Raw genomic sequence first — 12,051 nt, 5'->3', positions numbered from 1 at the left:
ACAAGTGGAAAGGGCGTCCCGCGCCCGGGCTGTTGAGCCCCTCGCCGGTCCTCGAACCGGCCGCCGTTCTGTTGAATCATGTTGAGTCCCTGCCGTATTCGCAGCGCATGCATGCGCTGGCGCAGCACGCTCGTGTACACGCCGAACATCGCGGCTTCGCCGCATTCCTCACCGATATGGCCGGACAAGGTCGCTATGGGCGTCGTATCGCGCTGCATGTGGCGATGGCGGCGCGCGACCTGACCTACATCGCCCGAGTCCTCGCCGGGCCCGATCCCGAACTGCGCCGGGCGGCATTGCGTGCCGTGCGCACCTTGCCCATCCCCGATGAAGCAATCCCGCCCGCACTGCACGAGGCGTCGACCGAACTGCGGATCGCGGTGTACCGCAGCATCGTACATGCTCGCCGGACCGAGCTCGCCGACGCGCTGCTGCCCGAGGTCAACGAGCGCTGGGGTGCGAAGGAAGCATGCCTGCTGCTCGCGGCGTGCTCGCCGCCGATCGTCGCCGAGTGGCTGCCATCGCTCGCCCACGCCGTCACCGCGTGGAAAACCTTGACCCGGCGGCACCCGCAGCTCGTATTGCGTTGCCTCGATGATCAATTCGCGCATTCGCGACGACTCGCGCTGCGGCGGGCCGTCGCGTTGCGAGAAGCCGCGCGGGTAGAACCCGCGCTCGTCCTCGATCTGTTCGAACGGCACGACCTCGGACGCTGGGCCGAATGCCTGCCCGGCAACGTCCTCGGCCCGCTGTTCCGCGCCGACCTGCACCGCACCGCGCGCCTGCTGCCCAAGCAACGGTGGATGTCGTACGAGTCGAAATCCGCACTGCTCAAACGCTGCGCCCAGTTCTCCGACGACCAACTGCTGACGTTGGTCTCGACCCGCAGTCAGGCGGACGTGCTCCGGGCGCTGCCGATACCGCGGCGCGGCGCGATCTACGCCCGGATGGAACACGGTGAGATCGCCGCACTGCATCTGCTGCACTTGCTCCCGCGTGAGCTGGCAGTCAGCGAGGCCAGGCGGCTGCGCGAATGGCACACCTCGGTCTGGCATTCGTCGCGAGCGCACCTGGACGACCCGAAGATCATCCTGCGGATCACCGCGTTCCTCCCGTTCGAGGAGGCCGAACCCGAACTGCGGGCCGCGGCTTTCACGGGCGACCCACGTCGCCGCGACATCGCGCGCACGCTCCTGCTCGGTGCCGCGCAGCGCAGCGGCGACCGCGTAAAGGCCGCGGCTGTGCTCGGCGAACTAGTCGACCGAATTCGCAACGAGCGCGACCCTTCTCGCGCCGCCTTCCTGGAAAGCCTTGCCGGACTACACCTCGACCCACGCTGGGCCGAACACCTCGACCGGCTGGCCGATGCCGCCATCCATGCTCGTGACACCTCGGAACGCACGCGGGAGGCCGTGCGCAAGCTGGCCGACCGCGCTTTGAATACCGAACCGGCCCTTACCAGTTGGGCGCTGCGGAGCTACGCCCGGCTGATCGACCGCTTCGGTGCCGCAGCGCTGACCCGCTCCGGCTCCGGCGCGGTCGACCGCCGGCATCGCCGACTGTCGGCTCGAGTATCGAGCCGACCCACGCTCGGCCGGGTGCTGCGCCGAGGTCAGGAACACGAACTGCTCGCGATGCTGACGCGTCCCCGGGATCACGAGCTGACGGTCGCCCTGGCTCGATCTCTCGGCACCCGGTTGCGCGCGCTGCCAGAACTACGGCAAGACCTGCGGCAGGCCGTGCTGGACGGTCCGGACGAGGTGGCAGGCGAGGCGGCCGAACTGATGCTGCGCCGCATTCGGGACAAGGACACTCAGGTCGCGGCCTTGCTGGCCGACGATCCCCGCGCGATTCGTTTCGCGCCGGTCTGGCACAACGTCGCCACCCGGCGCACCGATCTGCTCCCCGCCGATCCGCGAGAAGTACTGGTGGAGCACGATATCGAGCCGGGTATGCCCGGACGATGGACGGATCGTCAGCGCGACACCCTCGGCGCGACACTGGCGGCGATCGTCGACGACCGGGATGCCCCGGTCGAGGATCGTATCCGCGTGTTGCGTGGCCTGGGACGGATTCCCTTGCACGCCAAGTTGATCGAACACGCGCTCGGTGGTGAACCGGTGATCGCCGAAGCGGCGATCGAGGCGTGCGGCGGGTACCCGGAAGTCCTGCCTCAGCTGCTGTTGCGGATTCCGGGCCCGATGGCGCTCGCCACGGCGGCAAAGCTGTGCCGGGTCAGCGCACCGTCGCGGCTGCGCGATGCCTTGGCACAGGCCCTCTTCGAGGGCAGGGTGGGCGCGCGGAAGCTGGCCGCCCGCCAGCTGGTCGCCCAGCGCGTGCCCGGTGCGGCCGACCTGCTGCTGCGCGCCTGGGCCGAGCCGGAACTCCATCCGGATGTGCGCATCGCGGTGGCCCTCGCGTTGCAGCGGCTGCCCGAGGATGAACGCGCTCGCGCGGCGCTCGCCGAAGTGCCGGGTCGATACGCGTCGGAGTTGATGATCAGGACCCTGCTGCAGGCGATACCCGAGGAGTACGCACCCGATCATCGTGCGGCACTTGCCGATCTGGTGCGTGGCCTCCTGACGGCGGCGGAAGGGCCGGGCGTCCAGTTCCGGGCCGCGAAGGCGTTCGCGATCTGGGTGCCCTGGTATCGGGGTGGCACCGATGCGATCATCGAGCGAGCTGTCACCGGCGGTGACACCGACATGACGGTGTTCCTCTCGCTGGTCCGTAGCGGTGTGATCCGCGCGGAGGCGCTGACGGTGCTGCGCCGCCTGCTCGACGCGGAAAACCATGTCAGGGCGCGCGAGGTGGCCAGCGCGCTCAACGCCTCCATGTACAACGAGGAATGGGAGCAGGACCGGGCGCGGGCGGCCGCGGAGTTGCTGTTCGAGCATCCGAAACATCTGCTCGGCGCGGCGGGAATGGTGATCTACCGGCTGCCGACCGGAGACTTCGACCCGCAGGTGTGGGTGCGTGAGCTGAGCATGCTGGCCGATCGGCTCACCCCGGTAGCGGCCGCCTGGGTCATCTCGACCTTCAAGATGCATTTCGCCTGGAACGAACCGATCGAACGGCGGCTGCCCGCGGTCGAGGCGCTGATCGCGCGCGGTGACCTGACCGCGGGCGTGCTGGCCGCAGGCATCCTCAACGGCAGTTCCCGCTCGCCCGAGCGAACTGCGGCGATCGAGCAACTGCGTTCCTCGCCGCATCTCGATCTATGCAGACTGGCCTGGGAGGTGGGGCAGTGATCTGGATCACAATTCGGTGACGATAAGGCCGATTCCACCTGAAAACTTTCCATACGCTTTGCGAAGTCTTTACTATTAGCCAGACCTTCGCGTCAACCGGGTCGCCGCTCTCGAGCGGCTGAGTCACGCCCGCCGCTCGTTTTCGATGCCAGTACATGTTCCACCGATGAACCGGGACGGTCTACGTCCGCCCGGCGAAGGAGAAATATGTCCACCGACACCGATTCCGCACCACGGACGTCGTCGCGCCGCCTTGCTTTTCCGGAGCGTCTGGCCGGTATCGGGCGCCACGACCTACCCGCCTCCATCGTGGTTTTCCTTGTCGCGCTACCGCTTTCCCTCGGCGTCGCGGTCGCCTCCGGCGCACCCGTCGCCGCCGGACTGATCGCGGCGGTGGTCGGCGGGGTGGTCGCGGGGCTGGTCGGCGGTTCGGCGGTGCAGGTGACCGGGCCGACCGCCAGCCTCACCGTGGTCGTCGCCGCGAGCGTGCACCAATTCGGCTGGGCCGCGACGTGTTTCATCACCGTCGGGGCGGGGGCCTTGCAGATCCTGTTCGGGCTGAGCCGGATCGCGCGCGGTGCGTTGGCGATCGCGCCGGTGGTGGTGCACGCGATGCTGGCCGGGATCGGTGTGATCATCGCGCTGCAGCAGGTGCATGTGCTGCTCGGCGGCACGTCGCTGAGCTCGTCGTTCGCCAGTCTCGTTCAGCTGCCGCATCAGCTGATGTCGGTGCATCGCGGCGACCTGCTGATCGGTGTGGTGGTGATCGTCATCCTGATCGCCTGGAAGTTCGTGCCGCGCCGGATTCGGGTGGTGCCAGGGCCTTTGGTCGCCGTGGTGATCGCGACGCTGCTGTCGCTGGTGCTGCCGACCCACGTCGAACGGCTGGTGCTGAACGGCTCGCTGTTCGACTCGATCGGCCTGCCTGCGCTGCCCTCGGGCAGCTGGACCGCGATCGCGATCACCGTGGTGACCGTCGCGCTCATCGGCAGCGTGGAGACGCTGCTCTCGGCCGTCGCGGTGGACAAGATGCGCCCGGGCACCTCGACCGATCTCGATCGCGAACTGATCGGGCAGGGCTCGGCCAACATGGTGTCCGGCCTGCTCGGCGGCCTGCCGGTGGCGGCGGTGATCGTGCGCAGTATCACCAACGCGCAGGCGGGTGCGCAGTCCAGGGCGGCGACGGTGCTGCACGGCGTCTGGGTGCTGCTGTTCGCGGTGGCGCTGGCGGGATTGGTGCAGCAGATTCCGAAGGCGGCGCTGGCGGGACTGCTCATTCTGATCGGCGTGCAACTGGTGAAGTTGGCGCACATCCGGCTCGCTCGGCGGACCGGCGATCTCTACGTGTACATCGCGACGGTGCTGAGCGTGGTGTTCCTGAACCTGTTGGTGGGCATGGTGATCGGACTCGCGCTGTCGTTCGCGCTGCTGCTGTGGCGGGTGGTCCGGGTGACCATCGTCGCCGAGCCGGTGGCGAGCGCGCGGCGCTGGGTGGTCACCATCGACGGCACCTGTACCTTCCTCGCGTTGCCGAAGCTGTCCGCGGAACTCGCCAAAGTGCCTGCGGGCGTTGAGGTCACGGTGGAGATGACGGTCGACTTCCTCGATCACGCCTCCTCCGAGCGGATCACCGAATGGGCAACCCAGCACGAATCCGACGGCGGCACGGTCGAATTCGTGGAGATCGGCAGCGCGCGCATGGCGGGCGCGCTGGCGGGCCCGCCCGAGCGGGGCAATTCGAGGCAGGTCATCGACCAGGCGATCAGCCCGTGGCGGCGCACCGGTATTCGCGAGGATCCGATCGTGGCGGGCATCGCGGCCTACCATCGCGGGCACGCGCACCTGATGCGCCCGCACCTGGCCGGCCTGCGGCACCGGCCCGACGCCGATTCGTTCTTCCTCACCTGCGCCGACGCCCGCATCGTTCCGAACGTCATCACCAACAGCGGCCCCGGTGACCTGTTCACCGTCCGCAATGTGGGCAATCTGGTTCCCACCGCGGGTAGTGACGTGTCGGTCGAGGCCGCGCTGATCTACGCACTGGAGAAGCTGGACGTGCGGGCGGTCGTCGTGTGCGGTCATTCCGGCTGCGGTGCGATGGAGGCGCTGTATCGCGAGGTCCAGACCGGGTCGGGCCTGGGCGACTGGCTGGCCCACGCCCGCCCGAGCCTCGACCGGTTCCGCCTCGGTCACCCGGTGGCCGAGGCCGCCGCGCTGGCCGGATTCGGCGAGGTGGACCAGCTGGGCATGGTGAATGTGGCGCTGCAATTGGAGACGTTGCATGCCCACCCGGCGGTGCGGCAGGGGATCGAGGAGCGCGGCGTCGCGGTGTCGGGGCTGTTCTTCGATATCGCCACCGCCCGGGTGATCGAGGTGACCGTGGACGGAATCGCGGAATTCGACGATGAGGGCCGCCGTGTTGCCGCGGAGCCGGTTTAACCGCCGCGACGGTCCGGGCGCCCGCCGGGGGCGGGCCCTAGCGCGGTGTTAACGCGTAGTTAGCATCGTTCTCAGGCTTTGCTAAGTCTTTACTAATAGCCTTACTTCGGTTTACAACTCGGCCCACTGGTGCGTCGAGTACTGCTTCACCGCGAGATGCCGGTTCGCGGTCGTGTGCCCTGCTGGACATGTTGATCGTCAACCGACCTCGGCCGTTGTGCCGAGTTCGGCGAAGGAGATAGTCATGCCTGTCGAAAACGACTTGGCCCCACCGATAACACCCCCTGTCCCGGCGGACTCGGGTCACGGTTCCAGACCCCTGTCCGATCGTCTGCAATCGATCCTCCGCCACGATGTGCCCGCTTCCATCGTCGTCTTCCTAGTCGCGTTGCCGCTGTCCCTCGGCATCGCCGTCGCCTCCGGCGCGCCCGTCGCCGCCGGTCTCATCGCCGCCGTGGTCGGCGGCATCGTCGCCGGTCTGCTGGGCGGCTCCGTTCTTCAGGTGAGTGGCCCCGCCGCGGGACTCACCGTCGTCGTCGCCGAGTCCATCAACCAATTCGGTTGGAAAACAACCTGTTTCATCGCCGTGGCGGCCGGTGTGCTGCAGATCCTGTTCGGGCTGAGCCGGATTGCCCGGGCCGCGCTCGCCGTCGCGCCGGTGGTCGTGCACGCGATGCTGGCCGGTATCGGCATCACCATTGCGCTGCAACAGATTCACGTGCTGCTCGGCGGTTCGTCGCACAGCTCGGCGTGGAAGAACCTCACCCAGCTACCCGATCAGCTGATGTCGCTGCACGGCGGCGACGCGTTCATCGGCGCGGTGGTGATCGCCATCATGCTCGGCTGGAAGTACGTGCCCGCCAGGCTGCGCGTTATTCCCGGCCCGCTGGTCGCGGTGTTCGCGGGCACCGTGCTGGCCATGGCGCTGCCCACCGGTGCCGAGCGAATTGTGTTGAACGGCTCGCTGTTCGACGCGATCGGCCTGCCGGAGCTGCCGCGCGGTGACTGGTCGGCGGTGGTCCTGATGATCATCACCATCGCGTTGATCGCCAGCGTGGAGAGCCTGCTCTCCGCGGTGGCCGTGGACAAGATGCACTCGGGTAAGCGCACCAATTTCGATCGTGAGCTGATCGGTCAGGGCTCGGCCAACGTGCTGTCCGGCCTGCTCGGCGGTCTGCCGGTCACCGGCGTGATCGTGCGCAGCGCCACCAACGTGCAGGCGGGCGCGCGCAGTCGCGCGTCGGCGGTGCTGCACGGTGTCTGGATCCTGGTGTTCTCGGTGGCGCTGGCCGCTGTGGTGCAACAGATTCCGAAGGCGGCGCTGGCCGGACTGTTGATCGTGATCGGCATCCAGCTGGTGAAGCTCGCGCACATCAGGATGGCCCGGCGCACCGGTGATCTGCTCGTGTATGCCGTCACCGTGGTGTCGGTGGTGTTCCTGAACCTGCTGGAGGGCGTGCTGATCGGTCTCGCGCTGGCCTTCGGCCTGCTGCTGTGGCGGGTGGTCCGAGTTGCCATCAGCGCCAGGCAGATTCCGGGTTCGCAGCGGTGGATGATCACCATCGACGGCTCCTGCACGTTCCTCGCGCTGCCGAAACTGTCCACGGAATTCGCGAAGGTACCCGCCGACGCCGACGTCACCGTCGAGATGACCGTCGACTTCCTCGACCACGCCGCCTTCGAAGCCATCGAGGACTGGGTGCGGCAGCAGGAAAGCAACGGCGGCAGTGTCGATTTCGTGGAAATCGGCAGTGCGCGAATGGCGTTCGCGACGGCGGGTCCGCCGTCGCGCAGCTTCGGGCGCGCGGTGTGGACCGACATCCTCGGGCCGTGGCGGCGCGACGAACACGCCGACCCGATCGCGGCGGGCGTGGCCGCCTACCACCGCAGTCACGCGCACGTCGTGCGGCCGCACCTGGACGAGCTGCGCGACAGTCAGGATCCGGATTCGTTCTTCCTGACCTGTGCGGACTCGCGGATCGTGCCGAACATGATCACCAACAGCGGGCCGGGTGATCTGTTCACCGTGCGCAATGTGGGCAACCTGGTGCCCGCCGTCGGCGACCCGTCGGTGGACGCGGCGCTCGTCTTCGCGTTGGAAGAGCTGAACGTCCGGTCCATCGTGGTCTGCGGTCACTCGTCCTGCGGGGCGATGAAGGCCCTGCACTCCGGGGCTCAGGCCGGTCCGGAGATCGACAAGTGGCTCGCGCACGCCAGGCCGAGCCTGGACCGGGTCCGGCGCGGACACCCGGTGGCGATCGCCGCCGCCCGGGCCGGATTCGGCGAGGTGGACCAGCTGAGCATGGTGAACGTGGCCGTGCAGCTGGAAAACCTGCAGCGGCACCCCGCGGTGCGGGCGGCCGTTGCCGAGCGCGGGGTGACGGTGTCGGGTCTGTTCTTCGACATCGCCAGCGCACGCGTCATCGAGGTCACCGAGGACGGCCTCGCGCACATCGAGGACGAGGCGGGTCATCGGGTCACACCCGAGCTGGTCTGAGGCACGACCGTAGCGCCCGCCCGAACCGTTTTCGGGCGGGCGTTACGTCTGCGACCTGGGCAGGACCGGTCGGTCTCGTAGGCTGGACCAGGTGACCGCCGAGCTGGACACAAGATCGAGGCAAGCGGGCTGGCGCGCCTTCCGGGCCCGCATTGCCGCGCGACCTACGCTGAACCTCCCTACCCGGCATTCCACACCGGGTGCCGCCCTGCGCTTGTTCGCGGCGGTCGCTACTTTTGCGTTGGTTGTCGCGACACTATGGGTATTGGCAGGTTCGGGATGGTCGGCAGCTGGATCGGAGTCGAGTGGCAATGGTTACGCAGTCCCCTGAAATGGTGAACACGGTTCCCGGGCGCACGTTGACGCAGCCGGACTGGCTGGCGGCACGGATCGCCGAGATGGGTCACTCGTGGGGGACCACGTCGCCGCGCATCGCGGGCACGCTGTGGTGGTGCATGGTCGCCTCCGCGTTGGTCGAGCAGATCGCGCGGGCGTACGCGCGCGACGAGCGGGCTGTCGAGCCGGTGCTGGACCACTTCGACTGCGAGGTTCGCCCAGACGGCGGCGTGGAACGCATCCACGTGTTGGCCGAGCCTGATGAGGCCGCTGAGCCCGGTGCGGCACTGCGGGAAACCCTTGCGGCCGTGATCGGTCCGGTCGCCGAGGTCTCCGGCGCCGGCGTGCCGTCGCTGTGGGCGATCGTCGCCGATGCCGTCGGTAATCGAGCCCTAGATGCCGGGTCCCCAGAGGCGGGCACGCAACTGGCGACGCAGATCGGCGGCAAGCTCCCGATACCGCGCTTCGTCGAGATCGGTGGCCGCACGTTCGTCAAACGAATCTCCTGCTGCCTCGTCTACGAGGTACCCAGCTGCGAGATGTGCACCAGCTGCCCGAAACGCCCAGCCGCCGAACGCGAAGAAATGCTGGGAAAGCTGGCAGCGGACAACTGACCACCGGCAGCATCTTTCCCAACGCAACAACTGATTTCGCAAGAACATGGGCAACTCACCGGGCACCGGCTGACCATCCACCCTCCCACCGCCAGTCGCCAACGTCACTCCGCACGCACCTAAGTCTGGCCTGAATACGCGGAGAGGCGGGTAAGCGCGTGCACGTTGGTCAGCCCATGCCGATAGCATGGTCGCGCCGGGGCAGATGCGTGCTTCGGCCATGATCCGCGGGGCTGTCCCCGCACCCGAGAAACTCCAAGGAGAGCACCGCCGTGACCACCTCAGCCCGCAATGCCCCTGCCGCCCTCGTCCGGGTGCCGGCCGGGACGACGGCGGGTGCCGCGGTGCGCGAGGCCGGACTGCCGACCAAGGGACCGGACACCATCGTCGTCGTGCGCGACGCCGAGGGCCTCAAGGACCTGTCCTGGATCCCGGACACCGACGTCGAGGTGGAGGCGGTCGCCGCCGACACCGAGGACGGCCGCAGTGTCATCCGGCATTCCGCCGCGCACGTGCTGGCCCAGGCGGTGCAGCAGGAGTTCCCGGAGGCCAAGCTCGGCATCGGCCCGCCGATCAAGGACGGCTTCTACTACGACTTCCAGGTCGACAAGCCGTTCACCCCGGAGGATCTGGCCAAGCTGGAATCCAGGATGAAGAAGATCGTCAAAGGCGCGCAACGCTTTTCGCGGCGCGTGGTCGAGGTCGAGGACGCTCGCGTCGAGCTGGCCAAGGAGCCGTTCAAGCTGGAGCTGATCAGCGACAAGTCCGGCATCGACGATCCCGAGGTGATGGAGGTCGGCGGCAAAGAGCTGACCATCTACGACAACCTCGATCCGCGCACCGGCGAACGCCTCTGGGGCGATCTGTGTCGCGGCCCGCACATCCCGACCACCAAGTTCATTCCCGCGTTCAAGCTGACCCGCAGTTCGGCCGCCTACTGGCGCGGCGATCAGAACCGCGAGGACCTGCAGCGCATCTACGGCACCGCGTGGGAATCCACCGAGGCCCTGGACGAGCACCTGCATCTGCTCGCCGAGGCCGAGCGCCGCGACCACCGCAAGCTCGGGCTGGAGCTGGACCTGTTCAGCTTCCCGGACGAGCTCGGCTCCGGCCTGCCGGTGTTCCACCCCAAGGGCGGCATCATCCGCAAGGAGATGGAGGAGTACTCGCGGCGCAGGCATATCGCCGCGGGCTACGAGTTCGTCAACACCCCGCACATCACCAAGGGCCACCTGTTCGAGGTCTCCGGCCACCTGGACTGGTATCGCGACGGCATGTTCCCGGCGATGCACCTGGACGCGGAGCTGAACGAGGACGGCACCGTTCGCAAGCCCGGCCAGGACTACTACGTCAAGCCGATGAACTGCCCTATGCACAACCTGATCTTCCGGGCTCGCGGCCGGTCGTACCGGGAACTGCCGTTGCGGCTGTTCGAGTTCGGCTCGGTGTACCGCTACGAGAAGTCCGGCGTGATCCACGGCCTCACCCGGGTGCGCGGCATGACCCAGGACGACGCGCACATCTACTGCACCAAAGAGCAGATGCACGCCGAGCTCACCAGCACCCTGCAGTTCGTGCTGGCGCTGCTGAAGGACTACGGCCTCGACGACTTCTACCTCGAGCTGTCCACCAAGGATCCGGTCAAGTTCGTCGGCACCGACGACATGTGGGAGGAAGCCACCGAGACCCTGGCGAAGGTGGCCTCGGCCTCCGGGCTGGAGCTGGTCCCGGATCCGGGCGGCGCCGCGTTCTACGGCCCGAAGATCTCCGTGCAGGCCAAGGACGCGCTCGGCCGGACCTGGCAGATGTCGACCATCCAGCTCGACTTCAACCTGCCGGAACGGTTCAACCTGGAATACACCGCCAACGACGGCACCAAGCAGCGGCCGGTGATGATCCATCGCGCGCTGTTCGGTTCCATCGAACGGTTCTTCGGCGTGCTCACCGAGCACTACGCCGGCGCCTTCCCGGCCTGGCTGTCGCCGGTGCAGGCGGTCGGCATCCCGGTCGCGGAAGCCTTTGCGCCGCACCTGGATCGGGTGATCGAGCGGCTGCGGGACGCGGGCGTGCGCGCGCAGGTCGATCGCAGCGACGACCGGATGCAGAAGAAGATCTTCAACAACACCGCGCAGAAGGTGCCGTTCATGCTGCTCGCCGGCGAGCGGGACGTGGCCGCCGACGCGGTGAGCTTCCGGTTCCGCGACGGCACGCAGGTGAACGGCGTGCCGGTCGCCGACGCGGTGGCCACGATTGTGCAATGGATCGCGAATCGGGAGAACGCTTCGCCGACCGCGGAGGGCTTCGAGATCAAGGGTGCGGAATGACTGAGCGCGCGGCGCCGGATGGACTTACCGAGCTGAACGACGCCGCGGAACAGGGCAGCATCGTCGACCGCGGCGCGGGCGAACCCGATCGGCTGCAACGACTGTGGACGCCGTACCGGATGTCCTACATCGCCGAGGCCGCCTCGACCGATCCCACCTCGACCGGACATCCGTTCACCGACATCCCGAAGATGTCCGATGAGGACGGTCTGGTCATCGCCCGCGGCGAACTGGTGTACGCGGTGCTGAACCTGTACCCGTACAACCCCGGCCACCTGATGGTGGTGCCCTACCGCAGGGTCGCCAACCTCGAGGACCTCACGGTGGCCGAGGGTGCGGAGCTGATGGCGTTCACCCAGCAGGCCATCCGGGTGATGAAGCGGGTGTCGCGGCCGCACGGTTTCAACGTCGGCCTGAATCTCGGTGGCGTGGCGGGTGGTTCGCTCGCCGATCACCTGCACCAGCACATCGTCCCGCGCTGGGGCGGCGACGCGAACTTCATCACCGTCGTCGGCGGCGCGAAGGTCATGCCACAGCTGCTGCGCGAGACGAGGGCGCTGCTGTCGGCAGCCTGGAAGGAAGTCGACTAG

6 protein-coding genes are annotated in these 12,051 nt (G+C 67.9%); all 6 read left to right on the top strand.

Annotated elements, in window-relative coordinates; all coding sequences use genetic code 11:
- The first annotated feature begins 107 nt into the window (after positions 1 to 107).
- Positions 108 to 3,251, top strand: coding sequence for a hypothetical protein (locus ACFWF1_RS23045; RefSeq protein WP_379287290.1), 3,144 nt, complete (start codon positions 108 to 110; stop codon positions 3,249 to 3,251).
- Positions 3,252 to 3,458: 207 nt separating this feature from the next.
- On the top strand, positions 3,459 to 5,690 hold the full coding sequence (locus tag ACFWF1_RS23040) for a SulP family inorganic anion transporter (protein WP_379287291.1): 2,232 nt from the start codon (positions 3,459 to 3,461) through the stop codon (positions 5,688 to 5,690).
- A gap of 244 nt (positions 5,691 to 5,934) precedes the next feature.
- The gene (locus tag ACFWF1_RS23035; protein WP_379287292.1) at positions 5,935 to 8,187 is read left to right on the top strand and encodes a SulP family inorganic anion transporter; all 2,253 of its coding nucleotides are present in this window, start codon (positions 5,935 to 5,937) and stop codon (positions 8,185 to 8,187) included.
- Positions 8,188 to 8,519: 332 nt separating this feature from the next.
- Positions 8,520 to 9,137 carry a (2Fe-2S)-binding protein gene (locus tag ACFWF1_RS23030; RefSeq protein ID WP_379287293.1) on the top strand — a complete coding sequence of 206 codons (618 nt, stop codon included), beginning with the start codon at positions 8,520 to 8,522 and terminating at the stop codon, positions 9,135 to 9,137.
- A 272-nt stretch (positions 9,138 to 9,409) separates the two neighbouring features.
- Positions 9,410 to 11,461, top strand: a complete 2,052-nt coding sequence (thrS, locus tag ACFWF1_RS23025; RefSeq protein WP_379287295.1) for a threonine--tRNA ligase — start codon at positions 9,410 to 9,412, stop codon at positions 11,459 to 11,461.
- Positions 11,458 to 12,051 (top strand): HIT family protein, encoded by a 594-nt coding sequence (locus tag ACFWF1_RS23020; RefSeq protein ID WP_379287297.1) that lies wholly within the window; start codon positions 11,458 to 11,460, stop codon positions 12,049 to 12,051. Before thrS ends, ACFWF1_RS23020 begins: the two co-directional genes overlap by 4 nt.

The organism is Nocardia sp. NPDC060255, from assembly GCF_042727395.1.
Classification (GTDB): domain Bacteria; phylum Actinomycetota; class Actinomycetes; order Mycobacteriales; family Mycobacteriaceae; genus Nocardia.
This window is presented reverse-complemented; position numbering and strand designations above follow the sequence as displayed.

Bases quoted from the DNA above. Each gene is read 5' to 3' on its own strand.
- ACFWF1_RS23040 (WP_379287291.1), top strand. From the start codon at position 3,459: ATGTCCACCGACACCGATTCCGCACCACGGACGTCGTCGCGCCGCCTT.
- ACFWF1_RS23030 (WP_379287293.1), top strand. From the start codon at position 8,520: ATGGTGAACACGGTTCCCGGGCGCACGTTGACGCAGCCGGACTGGCTG.
- ACFWF1_RS23020 (WP_379287297.1), top strand. From the start codon at position 11,458: ATGACTGAGCGCGCGGCGCCGGATGGACTTACCGAGCTGAACGACGCC.
- ACFWF1_RS23035 (WP_379287292.1), top strand. From the start codon at position 5,935: ATGCCTGTCGAAAACGACTTGGCCCCACCGATAACACCCCCTGTCCCG.
- ACFWF1_RS23045 (WP_379287290.1), top strand. From the start codon at position 108: ATGCATGCGCTGGCGCAGCACGCTCGTGTACACGCCGAACATCGCGGC.